Origin of the sequence: Lentzea kristufekii (assembly GCF_033949925.1) — a bacterium.
Classification (GTDB): domain Bacteria; phylum Actinomycetota; class Actinomycetes; order Mycobacteriales; family Pseudonocardiaceae; genus Lentzea; species Lentzea kristufekii.
On sequence record NZ_JAXAVV010000007.1, the window covers coordinates 152,520 to 166,638 of the forward strand.

The 14,119-nt window shown below is 71.3% G+C and carries 16 protein-coding genes; 9 read left to right on the top strand and 7 right to left on the bottom strand.

Annotated elements, in window-relative coordinates; genetic code table 11:
• Positions 1–15: 15 nt before the first annotated feature.
• Positions 16–855 (bottom strand): helix-turn-helix domain-containing protein, encoded by an 840-nt coding sequence (locus SK571_RS16545; protein ID WP_319984973.1) that lies wholly within the window; start codon positions 853–855, stop codon positions 16–18.
• 102 nt (positions 856–957) lie between these two features.
• Between SK571_RS16545 and SK571_RS16550 the strand changes: the two genes are divergently transcribed.
• The 7 genes from SK571_RS16550 (at position 958) to SK571_RS16580 (ending at position 7,654) form a co-directional block, all read left to right on the top strand.
• Positions 958–1,449, top strand: a complete 492-nt coding sequence (locus SK571_RS16550) for an SRPBCC family protein (RefSeq protein WP_319984974.1) — start codon at positions 958–960, stop codon at positions 1,447–1,449.
• Between the two features lie 92 nt (positions 1,450–1,541).
• Positions 1,542–1,790 carry a hypothetical protein gene (locus SK571_RS16555; protein ID WP_319984975.1) on the top strand — a complete coding sequence of 83 codons (249 nt, stop codon included), beginning with the start codon at positions 1,542–1,544 and terminating at the stop codon, positions 1,788–1,790.
• Positions 1,790–3,115 (top strand): hypothetical protein, encoded by a 1,326-nt coding sequence (locus SK571_RS16560; protein ID WP_319984976.1) that lies wholly within the window; start codon positions 1,790–1,792, stop codon positions 3,113–3,115. Before SK571_RS16555 ends, SK571_RS16560 begins: the two co-directional genes overlap by 1 nt.
• A gap of 64 nt (positions 3,116–3,179) precedes the next feature.
• Positions 3,180–4,424 (top strand): AAA family ATPase, encoded by a 1,245-nt coding sequence (locus SK571_RS16565; protein WP_319984977.1) that lies wholly within the window; start codon positions 3,180–3,182, stop codon positions 4,422–4,424.
• Positions 4,424–5,650 carry a vWA domain-containing protein gene (locus SK571_RS16570; RefSeq protein ID WP_319984978.1) on the top strand — a complete coding sequence of 409 codons (1,227 nt, stop codon included), beginning with the start codon at positions 4,424–4,426 and terminating at the stop codon, positions 5,648–5,650. Before SK571_RS16565 ends, SK571_RS16570 begins: the two co-directional genes overlap by 1 nt.
• Before the next feature lie 55 nt (positions 5,651–5,705).
• Complete coding sequence (locus tag SK571_RS16575; protein WP_319985112.1) at positions 5,706–6,089, top strand: VOC family protein; 384 nt, start codon at positions 5,706–5,708, stop codon at positions 6,087–6,089.
• A 134-nt stretch (positions 6,090–6,223) separates the two neighbouring features.
• Positions 6,224–7,654, top strand: coding sequence for a hypothetical protein (locus tag SK571_RS16580; protein ID WP_319984979.1), 1,431 nt, complete (start codon positions 6,224–6,226; stop codon positions 7,652–7,654).
• A 46-nt stretch (positions 7,655–7,700) separates the two neighbouring features.
• On the opposite strand, the gene SK571_RS16585 is transcribed toward SK571_RS16580, so the two are convergent.
• The 5 genes from SK571_RS16585 to SK571_RS16605 form a co-directional block, all read right to left on the bottom strand.
• Positions 7,701–8,879, bottom strand: coding sequence for a serine/threonine-protein kinase (locus SK571_RS16585; protein WP_319984980.1), 1,179 nt, complete (start codon positions 8,877–8,879; stop codon positions 7,701–7,703).
• Between the two features lie 181 nt (positions 8,880–9,060).
• Entirely contained in the window at positions 9,061–9,555 is a 495-nt protein-coding gene (locus SK571_RS16590; RefSeq protein WP_319984981.1) for a cupin domain-containing protein, read from the bottom strand.
• Between the two features lie 6 nt (positions 9,556–9,561).
• Positions 9,562–10,533: a cysteine synthase A gene (gene cysK, locus SK571_RS16595; protein ID WP_319984982.1), complete on the bottom strand. Its 972-nt coding sequence runs from the start codon at positions 10,531–10,533 to the stop codon at positions 9,562–9,564.
• 22 nt (positions 10,534–10,555) lie between these two features.
• Positions 10,556–11,197 (bottom strand): serine O-acetyltransferase EpsC, encoded by a 642-nt coding sequence (gene epsC, locus SK571_RS16600; protein WP_319984983.1) that lies wholly within the window; start codon positions 11,195–11,197, stop codon positions 10,556–10,558.
• Positions 11,194–12,102: a DMT family transporter gene (locus tag SK571_RS16605; protein ID WP_319984984.1), complete on the bottom strand. Its 909-nt coding sequence runs from the start codon at positions 12,100–12,102 to the stop codon at positions 11,194–11,196. Before SK571_RS16605 ends, epsC begins: the two co-directional genes overlap by 4 nt.
• A 149-nt stretch (positions 12,103–12,251) precedes the next feature.
• Here SK571_RS16605 and SK571_RS16610 point away from each other — a divergent pair, with 149 nt between their 5' ends.
• Positions 12,252–12,749 (top strand): SigE family RNA polymerase sigma factor, encoded by a 498-nt coding sequence (locus SK571_RS16610; RefSeq protein ID WP_319984985.1) that lies wholly within the window; start codon positions 12,252–12,254, stop codon positions 12,747–12,749.
• Positions 12,746–13,669: a hypothetical protein gene (locus SK571_RS16615; protein ID WP_319984986.1), complete on the top strand. Its 924-nt coding sequence runs from the start codon at positions 12,746–12,748 to the stop codon at positions 13,667–13,669. Before SK571_RS16610 ends, SK571_RS16615 begins: the two co-directional genes overlap by 4 nt.
• On the opposite strand, the gene SK571_RS16620 is transcribed toward SK571_RS16615, so the two are convergent.
• Complete coding sequence (locus SK571_RS16620; protein WP_319984987.1) at positions 13,632–14,081, bottom strand: MarR family winged helix-turn-helix transcriptional regulator; 450 nt, start codon at positions 14,079–14,081, stop codon at positions 13,632–13,634. The genes SK571_RS16615 and SK571_RS16620 overlap by 38 nt on opposite strands.
• Positions 14,082–14,119: the final 38 nt, after the last annotated feature.

The window sequence follows — 14,119 nt, forward strand, 5'->3', positions numbered from 1 at the left end:
TGACTGCTTGTGGTGTCAGGCCGCGGCTTGGGCGAGCAGCGCCAGCGCGGTGTGCGAGGACGAGCCCGGTCGCGCGGTGGCCACGACGACGCTCGGGCCGAGGCCGTTGCTCAGGGTCTGCTGGGTCACGGTCAGCGGACCGACCAGCGGGTGCCGCATCTCGTAGACGGCCGTGGCACAGGCTTTGACGCGGTGATCGGCCCACATCGACGCGAAGTCCGTGCTCTTCGCGCTCAGCTGCCCGACCAGTTCGTGCAGGGCGGCGTCGTCCGGATGCCGGCCCACCACCAGGCGCAGGTTCCCCACGACCGCCCTGGCCTTGCTCTGCCAGTCCGCGTAGAGCTCTCGGGTGTGCGGGTCGAGGAACACCAGCCGTGCCATGTTCGGACGCACCGGCTGGTCCACCGCGCCGAAGTCCAGGTGCCCGGCGAACAACGCGTGGCCGAGCCGGTTCCAGGCGAGCACGTCGCTGCGCAGGCCGAGCACGACGGCGGGGACGTCCGCCAGTGCGGCGAGCAGCTGGCCGGTCGCCTCGTCGACGCGTTCGGGAGCGGGCCTGCGCACGCGTGCCTGCTTCACCGGTTTGGCCAGGACGTGCAGGTGCTGCCGTTCGGACTCGTCCAGTCGCAACGCGGTCGCGAGCGCGTCCAGCACCTCGGGCGAAGCGCTCGTGGAGTGCCCCTGTTCGAGCCTCGTGTAGTAGGAGCTGCTCACCCCGGCCAGCCTGGCCAGTTCGTCCCGGCGCAGACCGGGCACGCGGCGCCGCTCGTCGTACGTCCGCACGCCGACGTCCTCGGGACGGAGCTGCGAGCGCCGCGTCTTGAGGAACTCTCCGAGCCGTGCGGTGTCGTTCATGGATTCGAGTATGTGCCCGGTCCGCACGCTTGACGTGTCCCAGCCGGGGATACGCAGAGCCGGGAGTGGTGCGCCCGCGGCCCGGCCGGTCAGATGGACGTCATGAACGACATCGATCTGACCGAACTCACCTTCACCCGCCAGGCGTGGGTCGACGCCGCGCCCGCCGACGTCTACCGGCTCGTCAGCGACGTGTCCGCGATCGGCCGCTGGAGTCCCAACGCGAGTGACGTCGCCTACGACGACGGCGTCGGCCCTGAGGTCGGCACGTGGTTCAGCGGCCACAACCGCAAGGACGACAAGGAGTGGACCAGCCGCTCGCAGGTGGTGAAAGCCGAACCTGGCACCGTTTTCGCCTTCGTGGTCGGCGGCGCCGAGGACGGCATCGTCGAGTGGAGCTGGACGCTGCGGGCCCAGGGCCGGGGCACCGTCGCGGAGCAGTCGTGGCGGCTGCTCCGCACGGACCCCGTGCTCGGCCGGACCCGAGCCGACCTGGTCGCGTTGCGCGACTACATGGCGGCGAGTGCCGAGACCACGCTCACCGCACTCGCCGAATGGGTCACCAATCCGAGGTCCGTCACGCCCAGGCCGTGACCGCCGCGGCCTGGGGCCACGGCCGGGATGTTGAGGACCCGGCTCAGTGCGATCGACATCGCGAGGACGAAGCCGCGCGACATCCAACTGCGGTGCTCGTCGTAACGGACTACCCGGCGCTGACGGCCGTCCACGCGGCCGAACTCGCCGCCCCTCAGCGGGCGGACGGGGACGCGCTGCCGTTCGAGCTCGCCTTCGGCGTGGACCGGTTCCTGGACGGGATCGAGGGCTGGGTGGCGGCGAAATCAGGTGACCAGACCCTTGCGGGCCCTGCTACGGTGTCCGCGATGATCACCAACTCGAGCAGATCGGGGGTCCCGTTCACCAAAGGTGAGTGCTGATGCACCACTCGACCGTGAATGGATCCTCCCGCCTCACCTTCTGGTCGCACGTGCGCGAGTTCGCCGTGCCGGCGTCGATGATCGAGTCCGCGACCGCCCGCCGTCAGGCCGGTGACTGGTCCGGAGCCTGTGCTGCCGCACGGGTCGATGTCGATTTCAACCTCCGTGTCCTGAGTCGCACGCGTGGCAAGCAGTTCGCGGACCTCGTTCGCGCCGATCTGCGTCATCTGGCCCCCGACCTGCTTCGGTGGCACTTCCCGCGGATCAGGCCGGACGGCGTGCTGCGCCCCGGCCTCACCGTGTCCCTCGCCCGGTATCGGCCACCGGACGGTGGCGACGAGGTGCATCTCGTCGCACGCACACCGCCCGCCTGGGCCGGTGCGGGGCAACGGATCAGCCTCGCGTTGTGGGAGCGGTCCGGGGCCTTGAGCAGGGCCGGCAGCCATCCGCATCCCCGGCCCGATCGGCGTTTCCGGCTCGATCTGCACCGCCACCTGTGGGACGCCCGCAGGGCCTTCGAGCTGCGAGAAAGGTGCGGGGCCGCGCAGTGCGACCCCGAGCGACCGGACGGCCGCGCCACGCACCGGTGGGCGGCCGAGGCCGCGCTGCTGCTCCGCGCGGAGGGGTGGCCGGGCAGCGCCGTCGTGGTCCGGCTGAGTTCCCGGCAGCAGGTCGTGCTCGACCTGGACGCGCCGGGGCTGACCGCGACCGCCCCGCGTGCCTGCACGCTGCCGGTCCTGCCGGACGCGGCGACCTGGGTGCCGCCCGACCTGGAGCTGTGGCACGCCGGCATGATCGACGCCGACCGGCTGCACCCCCTCGTCAGGTCCGCGCTGCTACCGGAGCACCGGCCCGCGAGTGCGCCGCGAAGTCCTGACAGCACAGCGAGTTCGCGCCTCGTCGACTGTCGTGGCGCCCTGCACCGGATCGGCGTGGTGGACGGGGTGCTCGTCCCGCTCGACCACGGTCCGGACGAGATCCGCCGGGAAGAGCTGCTGGCCGCACTGGGTGGCCGGAGCCTGCCCTGCCTGCACGCGATCGACACGGCGCACCGGCACCCGGAAGATCTCCTGGACATCCGCGCCCGGCTGGACCACGGCGACGTCGCCGGTGCCCTCGCCGTCGTCGAAGGCCTGCTCGGACCGGACGCGCTGCTGCTCAGCGGGGCGTTGCGCGACGAGCTGGAGACGGCGGCACGGCGCAAGGTCCTGCACGGGCTGTACCGGGCGGAACTCCACGACGTCCGGCCACTTTCGTCCACTGAGGACTCTCGCGGGCGGGGCCGCCGCGCCCGCCGGCGGCACGCGGCTCTCCGCCACGCCTGACTCACCCACCCCCTCCTCGCCCGGCCGGCGCACGGCCTCAGACTTGAACCAAGGTGATCGACACATGCCCTCTGCCACGACTGTCCACAACGGATCGACGAGCACCCGGCCGCTGGACGTGGCCGCAGACCTGCTCGCCCTGCTCGGCGACACGTCCACCGAGTGGCGCGCCGACCCGCAGCTGGAGGCCCTGACGCTCGCCGTGTCCGCGGACCTGCCGGTGCTGCTGTGGGGCGAGCCCGGGATCGGCAAGACCGCAGCTCTCACCCAGCTCGCCGACTCCCTCGAGCTGCCGCTGACCACGGTGATCGCCAGCGTGCACGAACCCTCCGACTTCTCCGGCCTGCCGGTGGTCGGCGACGACCCGGCGACGCAGGGCGTGCCGATGGCGCCTCCCGACTGGGCGGTCCGGCTGGTCAGGGCCGGGCGCGGACTGCTGTTCCTGGACGAGCTGTCCACCGCGCCGCCCGCCGTCCAGGCCGCGTTGCTGCGAGTGGTGCTGGAACGCCGGGTCGGCGCCCTGCACCTGCCGCCGGGCGTCCGGATCGTCGCGGCCGCCAACCCCCGTTCCTCGGCCGCCGACGGCTGGGAGCTGAGCCCGCCGCTGGCCAACCGGTTCGTCCATCTCAAGTGGACGTTCGACCACGAGGTGGTGGTGCGCGGGCTGGGCGGGACCTGGCCGACCGCCGCACTGCCGCGGCTGGCCCCTGAGCTGTTGCCCGACGCGGTGGCGTTCGCGCGCCGGGCGGTGTGCGAACTCCTGGCCGTGCGGCCGAACCTCGTGCACCAGCTGCCCAAGAACGAGACGCTCCGCGGTGGCGCCTGGCCCTCACCGCGCACCTGGGAGATGGCGCTGCGCCTGATCGCCTTCGCGACGGCGGCCGGCACCTCGCGGGAGGTGCTGTCCATGCTGGTGCGGGGCACCGTGGGAGACGGACCTGGGCTCGAACTGCTGGCGAGCCTCGACCGGATGGACCTGCCGGACCCCGAGGAGTTGCTCGCGGACCCGGCGGCGGCCGTGCTGCCCGAGCGCGGCGACCTGCGGCAGGTGGTGCTCGACGGAGTCGTCGCGGCAGTGCGCAACCGGCCGGACGAGGCCCGCTGGAACGCGGCGTGGGCACTGCTGACCCTGGCCGTCGAGACCGGTGCGCCGGACCTGGTCGTCGTGCCGGCGAGCACGCTCGCCGCGCTGCGGCAGGACGACTGGCAGGTTCCCGCGGCCATCGAGCAGCTGGCCGGGGCGGTGTCGCTGTCGCAGCGGGCGGACCGCGCCAAGGCACGCACCAAGACCGTCGTGGGTGCCCGCTGATGACGACGCGGACCCTGGACGAGGAGAAGCTGTTCGCCGCCCGCCTGTACGCGGTGCGCTGCCGGCCGTACCTGGCGACGGCGTTGTTCGCGCTGAAGGTCGTGGAGTCACAGCAGGTGCCGACGATGGCGGTGGACCGGCACTGGCGTTGCTACGTCTCGCCGGCGTTCGTCGACGCCAGACCGGTGGAGGAGCTCGCCGGGATCTGGGTGCACGAGGTGTCCCACCTGATCCGCGACCACCACGGGCGCGGAGACCGGTTCGCGGCCCGCCACGAACTGACCGGGCCCGGCGAACGGCTGCGGATGAACATCGCGGCGGACTGCGAGATCAACGACGACGTCTTCGGCGACGGCCTGGTGTGCCCGGACGACGCCGTGCTGCCGACCGCGCTCCGGTTGCCGCCGGGTGAGCTGATGGAGGACTACCTGCGGCAGTTCCGGCTCGGCCCGCACACCAACGCGTTCGCCTGGCTCGACTGCGGCAGCGGCGCGGACGGCCTGGCACGGGAGTGGGAGTTCGGCGCGGACGGCGCGCACGGGCTCACCGCCCAGGAGCAGGACGCCGTCCGATTCCGCGTGGCGCAGAGCATCACCGGACACCCCGGCTCGCTCCCGCGGGGGTGGCGGCGGTGGGCGGAGGAAGCGTTCCACCCGCCACAACCGTGGCGTGAACTGCTGGGATCGGCAGTGCGTTCCGCCGTCTCCGGCCCCGGCGTGGGCGAGGACTACACCTACGGCAGGCCCGCCCGCAGGTCGGCGAGCGTGCCGGGGGTGGTCCTGCCGAGCCTGCGCCGCAGGCCGCCCGAGGTCGTCGTCATCGTCGACACGTCCGGGTCCGTGAGCGACGCCGAACTGGGCAGCGCGCTCGTCGAGATCGCCGCGATCGTCCGCGCGGTGGGCGGCCGCCGTGATCTCGTCTCGGTGCTGTCCTGTGACGCCGCCGCCCACATCACCGGTCCGTTGTGCCAGGCGGAGGGCATCCCGTTGGTGGGCGGCGGTGGCACGGATCTGCGGAAGGGCTTCGCCAGGGCCCTGCGCACCCGCCCGGACGTCATCGTGGCGCTGACCGACGGCCAGACACCCTGGCCCGAAGTGGCACCGCCCTGCCGGACGGTGGTCGGCCTGTTCCCGCGACCACATCAGTCCGGTGACGACGATGAGGACGATCCCGACTACGTTCCGGACACGCCGCCCGCCTGGGCGCGGGTCGTCACCATCGGCTGACCGTGCAGGCGGCGACCGTGGTGCGGGACGCCGCACCCGTGGGCAGAATGCGGTGATCCGGATCAAATTCCAGGTCGTCGCCTTCGACGCCGCCGACATCGCCCAGGAGAGCCGGTTCTGGGCAGGCGTGCTCGGCGGGGAGGTGCAGGAGGACGACGACTGGCACATGGTGGTGGTCGACGGCGTGCCGCGGGTCGGTGTGCAGCTCGCACCCGGCCACGCGCCGCCGGAGTGGCCGGACGGCCCGACCCAGCAGCAGGTCCACCTCGACCTGTGGGTCGAGGACTTCGCCGAGGCGCACGAGCAGGTCATGGCCCTGGGCGCCAGGGTGCTGAAGCCGGCCATCGGGAACACCACCGGGGACGACTTCCAGGTGTACGCCGATCCCGCGGGTCACCCCTTCTGCCTGTGCTGGCTGGTGGCCGACCAGCGCAAGTGACCTGTTGGCCGCAAGTCGTTGCGGCAGAAGGCGCAATTCCCCGCAGCTGACATCCCCGGAGAGATCCGGCGCGTCTCCACACACGAGAGGCCGCGCCGAGCGGCCTGTGGAAACTGGGGTTTCATTTGCGTGCTTTGATCATCGGTGCCGCGGTCGTGCTGACCGCGGCACTGGCGCCCGGTGCCGCCCAGGCGGCGCCTCCGTCCAACGACGACTTCGCCGGCGCCACCGCCATCACCTCACTCCCGTTCTCGTCCACTGTGGACACCCGAGAGGGCACCGCGGCGGACGACGACCCTTCCCACTGCTGGTGGAGCACCAGCAGCGTCTGGTTCCGCTACACCGCACCATCCGACGGTTTCGTCCGGATGACGACCGACCGGCCGAACGACCAGAAGCCGGCCGTCTCCGCCTACACGGGCGAGCGGGGCGCGCTGACCTGGACACCGGGGGCCTGCCAGTACCCGCACGGCGGCGGTTCGACCACGTTCGCGGTGACCGCCGGCACCACCTACCACTTCCTGGCGCAGGACACGCGGTTCGCCGGGCCGGTGACGTTCGGGCTCGAGCTCGTGCCGCGGGCGGCCCACGACGACCTCGCGTCCGCCGCGGACATCCGGCTGGACGCCGACGTCGCCGGTGACACCGGGCCCGCCACGATCGAGGCCGGCGAGACCAGGCCGGGCTGCGACCGTTCCTCCACCCGTTCGCTGTGGTTCCGCTACACAGCCGACCGTGCGCTGTTCGTCGCGGCGAAGGTCACCGAGAGCCGGAACAGCCCGGGTGTCGCCGTGTTCCGAGGCAGCGCGCTGGCCGAGGTGGACTGCCGGCAGAGCGCGCACGACCCGGCGATCTTCGCCGCGACGCCCGGCGAGACCTACTACATCCGGGTCGCCGACGACGTGTACGGCGCGGGACCGCTGACGTTGCGGCTGGCCGAGGCGCCGCAGATCAAGCCCACCGCCTGGTGGGTGTCGCCGCAGCAGCCCGGCGTCTTCGACGACGTCCGGTTCGCCATCGATCCGGGTGATCCGGCGGGGCGCTGGCTCGCGGGCGGCGAGGTGCGGTTCGGGGACGGCACGTCCGCCGCCATTCCGGCGGTGCCCGGCATGGCGGAGGTCTGGCACCGGTACGCCACCGACGGCGAGTACGAGGTCACGATCACCGGCTACACGGCGGACGGCCGATCCGGCTCCTCCACTCAGACGCTGAAGGTCGAGACGCACGACGTGACCGTGTCGAACGTCGTCGCACCCGCGACCGCGACGGCCGGCGAGACAGGGCGGGTCGAGGTGTCGGTCACGAGCACCCGCTACGCCGAGGGCATCGTCGTCGAACTGCTTCGCCGCAGGCCGGACGGCTACCACACCGTCGTCGGCACGGCTCGCGGACAGGTGGCGAAGGACGGCACGGTGGTCGTGCCGCTCGCGTACACCTACTCCGCGGAGGACGCGGCACTCGGCAAGGCGACGTTGAAGGCGCGGGTTCGCCTCGACGGCCGTGAGGACAACAACCCGGGCGACAACGAGCGCCAGGTCGAAACGACCGTGGTGGCAGCGAAGTAGGTCTGCCGGGCCGGGCAGCGTCCGGTGAGGACGTTGCCCGGCCCGATCAGAAGCCGCAGCCCTCCGGCGACCAGTCCCTGGCGCTCGCGTTGCCGCCGTCCGCCCGCACGACCCGCACCTCGACGCACAGCGTGCCCGACGCGGTCAGCTCGACCGACGGCTCGCTGACCGTGCCCGTCTTGAGTTCGTCGTTGGTGCGCCAGACGAACGTGTCGCCGGGCTGCGGAGACGGGTAGGTCCACGAGAAGCGGAGCGTCTGCGGGTTCACGCGGGTCACGGTGACCACCACCTTGTCGGCAGATCCGCCCTCGGCCGCGCTGTCCGGCTGCGCCCCGGCCGGTATCTGCAGGGAACCCTTGTCCTGCAGCAGAAGCGCGCTGGTGATGCCGACCACGGCGACGGCCCCGGCCACTCCGGCGTACAGCGGCCAGCGAGTCTTCCTGCGCGCGGGCGGGCCTGCCGGGACGACGACCGCTGCCAGTGCGGCGGTCGGAGCCGACTCGTCGTGGATCTGCCGCAGCCGCTCGGCGAACTCGCCCGCCGACGCCGGTCGTGCGGAGGGATCGGCGGACATCGCCTGGCGCAGCAGCACTTCCAGCGATTTCGGTGCCCTGCCCGACGGCGGTGCGGCGCTGAGCAGGATGCGCTGCGCGATCGCCACGCGCGAGTTGTCACCGCGTGGCACTACGAACGGAGAGTGGCCCGCGAGCAGGTGCCAGAGCGTCGCGCCGAGCGAGAAGACGTCCGCCCGGACGCTGTGCGCACCGCTGCTGAGCACCTCGGGCGCCGTCCACAGCAGGTGGTCTCCGCCGGTGGTGCCGAAGTCGGTCAGGTACACCTGCCCGTGCTCGTCGCGCAGCACGTTGGCGGGCTTCACGTCGCGGTGCAGGACGCCTGCCTGGTGCGCGGCGTGCAGGGCGTCCGCGACGGCGACACCGATCTCCAGCACGCGCGCGAAGGGCAGCGGTGCCGCGGCGGCCAGATCACCGTCCGGGAAGTACCTCATCACCACGTACGGCAGGCCCGCGCGGGTCCGTCCGGCGCGGTCGACGCTCGCGATGCCGGGATGCCGCAGACCGGCCACCGTCCTGATCTCGGCCACCCGCGGCGGGTCGACGAGCAGCTTCACCGCGACCTCACCGTCCGCGGCGCGGTACAGATGAACGTTCCTGCCTAGCGGTCGGGCGTACCGGAAGCCGGGGATCTCCGGTAACTCCTCTGTCATTCGCCACCTCTTGGCCGGCGGCGCCGGTCGGGTGGCCCCGCCCACCCGTCCGCGCCGGACACTCTGCAAGGGTTGGAATATTCCACTCCTGGCCAGACTGTCAACCGTCAAACCACCAGCTGAGACGCAGCGGGACCCGCACGAGCGGACGGGCGCCCGGTCCGGGCGCCCGTCACTCACCTCAGTGCCGGCCCCAGTTGGGGACGTCGTGGCCGTTCATCGTCACCTCGAACTGGTCGTACTTCGCCATCAGGGTCAGCAACTCGTCCTCGGAGGGCTTGTTGCCGTCGGCGTACATCTCGGCGAGACCCCGGAAGTACTCCTCGCGGTTGAGCGCGGGGGTGAAGATGATCAGCATCGTCGCCTGGTCCTCGTACGGGTTGTGGAACCCGTGCGAGACGCCCATCGGCACGTTGACGTAGGTGCCGGGTGGTGCGGCGAACGACTTGCCGTCGAGGTGGAGCTCCACCATGCCGTGCAGGACGTAGAACGCTTCGAGCTGTTCGTTGTGGACGTGCGGCGAGGCGCCGGGCGCTCCGGGAGCCATCCGGTGCTCGTACAGACCGAGCCTGCCGTCCGTCTCACTGCCCCTGGCCTTGAAGGTCGTGTGGGTGGTCGTGCCGATCTGCACCGACTCGCCCTCGCCGGGAAGCAGGATGTTGGAGACTTGCGTCATGTCTGTTCACTCCTCGTTGCTGGCGATGTCGTCCTGGTTGAACCACGAGAGGTAACGCTCGCCCGTGTCCGGGAACACGGTGATCAAGTTCTTGCCCGCGTACTCGGGCCGTGCGGCCAGCACCCGGCACGCGTGCGCTGCCGCGCCGGAGGAGACGCCGACGAGAAGTCCCGCCGTCCTGGCCAGTTCCCGCGCCGTGGCGAAAGCGTCCTCATTGGACACCGCCAGGACCTCGTCGATCAGGTCGACGTCGGTCGTCGCCGCGACGAAACCGCCGTTGAGACCTGGGATGCGGTGCAGGCCGCCCCATCCCTGGCTGAGCACCGGTGATCCCTCGGGCTCCACGGCGACCACGCGGATCGCGGGGTTGCGTTCCTTCAGGTACTTCGCGGTGCCGCTGAGCGTTCCGCCGGTACCCACACCGCAGACGAAGACGTCCACCTCGCCGTCGGTGTCGTTCCAGATCTCCGGGCCGGTGGTGGCGTGGTGCGCCGCCACGTTGTCGGGGTTCTCGTGCTGGCAGGCGAACCACGAGCCCGGCCGTTCGCGGTAGATCTCCTCGGCCTTGGCGATCGCCGCGACGTAGCCCTCCTGGTACGGGGTCAGCACGATCTCCGCGCCGAACGCCCGCAGCAGCTGGATGCGCTCGCTGGTCGCGCTGTCCGGCAGCACGATCACGCACCGGTAGCCACGTGCGGCGGCGATCGCCGCCATGGAGATGCCGGTGTTGCCGGACGTCGCCTCGACGATGGTGCCCGAGCCCCTGGTGAGCTGCCCGCGCTCCTCCGCGCCGTTGATCATGTAGAGCGCGGCGCGGTCCTTCACGCTGGACAGCGGGTTGGCCATCTCCAGCTTGGCGTAGAGGTTCGCGGTCGTCACGCCGAGGTCGAGCTTCACGGTGGGCGTGCCGCCGATCAGGTCCACGAGCGACTCGGCGGGTGGTCGTTTGGTGAGCGGCTGACTGAGCCGGACGTTCACGAGCTCTCCGATCGGTTCGGTGTCACCAGCTGGGGAACACGGCCGCACCCTTGTGCTTCTGCCCCGCGACCACGACGGACTGGCGAGGCCTGGCCGCCTTCGCGACGCTGCGGCTCGACTTCAGGTTCGGGATGGAGAACGGTGCGAGGACCCGGGAGTCCGCCGGCACGTCCCGGATGACGAGCGCCTGGGCGCCCACCACGGAGTCGTGGCCGATGGTGACCGGGCCGAGGATCGTCGCGTTGGCCCCGACGACGACCCGGTCGCCGAGCTTCGGGTGCCGCCGCGAGCCCTCCGGCCGCTGGTTGTCGTGCCACCACCCGACCGCGCCGAGCGTCACCTGGTGGAAGATCGTGACGTCGTCCCCGATGACGACGGTCTCGCCGATCACCACGCCCGCACCGTGGTCGATGAAGAAACCACGGCCGATCGTCGCGCCGGGGTGGATCTCGATCCCCCCGGTCAGCAGCCTCGCGACGACCATGACCAGCCGGGCGCCGCGCCGATGTCCTCGCAGGTGCAACCAGTGCGACACGCGATGTCCCCAGATCGCGATGACCGTCGGGTGCAGCAACGCCTCGCTGCGCGACAGGATCGACGGGTCGCGGTCCATGACCATGTCGAGGTCGGCGGTGATCACGCGGAGCAGCGCCCTCGCGTTCACCGGACCGCTCCCGCGGTCTCCTTCTCCTTGCGGAACTGCCCCATCCGGTTCTCCGCGTAGGCCACGCCGACGAGCACGACCAGGCCACCGGCCAGGAGGTTCCACGTCACGTGCTCGCCGAGGAACAGCACGCTGACGAGCACCGCGAACACCGGCACGACGTAGTTCACCGCGGACGCCGTCGTGGCACCGACGTCACCGATGAGGCGGAAGTAGAGCACGTACGCCAAGCCAGTGCTGAACAACCCCAGCAGCACGATGCTCAGCGTCACCGACCCGGTGAAGTCGGGCGTCCGCCAGGCCAGGAACGGTGTGACGACCGCCTGCAGCACGGCCGCCGACACGAGCTGGGACGCGGCCAGCGACAGCGGGGCCAGGCCGAGCGGCGAGAGGTACTTCCGGACGTACACGAAGCCGATCGCGTAGCTGACGGCCGCGCCGAAGCAGGCCAGCCGTCCGCTGAGCGAACCCAGCGACTCGTGCCACGGGCCGATCAGCAGCACCACGCCGACGAAGCCCAGCGCCAGGCCGACGGCCTTGCGGGAGGTCGCCCGCTCGGTCGGCAACGCGGCCGTGGCGAGCGCCAGCGTCAGCAGCGGGGTGGCGCCGATCAGGACGCCCGCGATGCCGGCACCGGTGCTCTTCTCGCCGTAGGACAACAACAGGAACGGGATCACGTTGCCGAACAGGCCGGCGGCCGCGATGTGGCCCCAGACCTGAACGGACCTCGGGAGGGCGACCTTGCGGATGGCCGCGATCGAGAGGAGCACGGCCGCGCCCAGGATGAGTCTGCTCAGCACCAGCTGTCCCGGTGTCAGACCTTCGAGGGACACCTTGATGAACGTGAAGCTGCTTCCCCAGAGCAGCGCCAGTAGCAGGAAGCGCGCGACGGATGCCTTGTCCATTGCTTCTCGATTCGGATCATCAGTCAGTAGTCGTTTGGACACTTCAGCAGAGGGGGCTCGGGGCGTACTAGAGCGAGCCGCACGCGGGGCAACCATTCGCGGCACCCGGCTGGTAGTAGCAGTGACGGACACAGCGGAAAGGCCGTGGAGTGCTGCATTCACCCGAGGGGTTCGAGGAGTTCGTGGCGGTCGCGTCGCCACGGCTGCTGCGAACGGCTTTCCTGCTGACGCGCGACGTCGGGCACGCGGAGGACCTGCTGCAGACGGCGCTGGCCAAGGCGTGGCGCGCGTGGCATCGCGTCGACGGCGACCCCGAGCCCTACGTCCGGCGGATCATCGTGACGTCCCACGCGACCTGGTGGCGGCGCCGGTGGAGAGGCGAGGAACCGACCGGAGAGCTGCCGGAACGACCGGGCGAGTCGCCGCAGGAGGCGGTCGGCGAACGCGAGTGGCTCTGGCAGGCGCTGGGCCGGTTGCCGCGCAGGCAACGCGCCGTGCTGGTGCTGCGGTTCTACGAGGACCTCACCGAGGCGCAGGTGGCCCGGCTGCTCGGCTGTTCCGTCGGCACGGTCAAGAGCCAGGCGAGCAAGGCACTCGCGAAGCTGCGGCTCGACGACACGATCACGTTCGAAGGTGTGTGGCGATGAACCTGAGCGACCTCACCGAGGTGCTGCGCGAGCGCGCCGAGATCACCGACTCCGCCCACGAGGCACGCATGGCGGGCGTGCGGGCGCGGGTGTCGGCCACCAGGCGCCGTCGTGCCGTCGCGGGCGCCGCCGGTGTGGTGCTCGTGCTCATCGGCATCGTCTTCGCACTGCTCCCCCGCATCGAGCAGCCCGGACCCGCCGTGCCGCCACGCAGCCTGCCGGAGTACCAGGACGGCGCCCGGCTCGTCGCCCAGGCCTGGGGCGACCTCCCCTCGACCAGCACCACCCTGCGTTTCGTGCCGAAGTCGCTGGACCTCGTGCTGTTCACCCACTGCGAGACCGGACGGGGCGACGGCATGCTCACCACTTTGGTCGTCAACGGCCACCCCTATACCGAACGCGACGGGTGTGGCGGCTCGCGCAGGGTGCGCGACTGGGGCGTTTTCGACGTCGTGGTGGGGCAGCCGTCCGTCATCACGCTGACCGTGGAACCCCGGCGCACGACGGCCAAGGGCACGTTCGCCGTAGGCATCGGCGAGGTGGTACCGGTGAGCGAGTACTCGTTCCCCCCGCGCCCCCAGACGCTGGCGACGTTCCCCGCCAGCCAGCCGGAGCCGGCGATCGTGCTGCGGCCCGACCCGGCGGCTCCGGCTGGGCAGAGGGAGTTCACGATCGAATGGCCGGGCGACAACTTGATGGAGTTGCGGTCGAACACACCCGGCAGGATCCGGGTGCTCGTCAACGACGTCGTCGTCCTGGACTACTCGCACTGGTCCTACAGCGTGGGCACCTCATGGCTGCAGCCCACCGACTGGAAGAAGACCGACGGGCTTGACCTCGCGAAGGGGCAGGCCGTCAAGATCACCGTCATTCCCGAGCGCGTCACCGGCGACTGGGAGGTGACGCTCGCTCCTCGGTGAGGATCCGCGTCTGCTCGCGCAGCACGCCGATCGTGTTCGCCACCCAGTCGGCGATCACCGCCTGCTCGGCGGGCGTGTAGCGATCGGTCAGCTCGGCCATCGCCTTGCTCAGCCCGGCGAAGGTGTCGCCGAACGCGCCGGGGACCGCCGTGATCACCAGCCGGCGGCGGTCCTCCAGGTCCGGCTCGCGGCGGGCGAGTCCGGCCCGCACGAGGCGGTCGACCACGCCTGTGACCGCACCGGGCGTCAGGCCGATCTCCCTGGCCAGCTCTCCCGCGGACACCGACCCGGCGCCCATGATCACGGCCAGCGCGCGCTGGTCGACCGCCGTCACCCCGAGGCTCGCGCCCACCGCCTCGTGGAACGCGACCACGGCGGTGCTGAGCTCACGTCCGGCATCTCGACCTTCCACGCCGCCACTTTACCGCAGTGGATATTTCAGTATGCTGA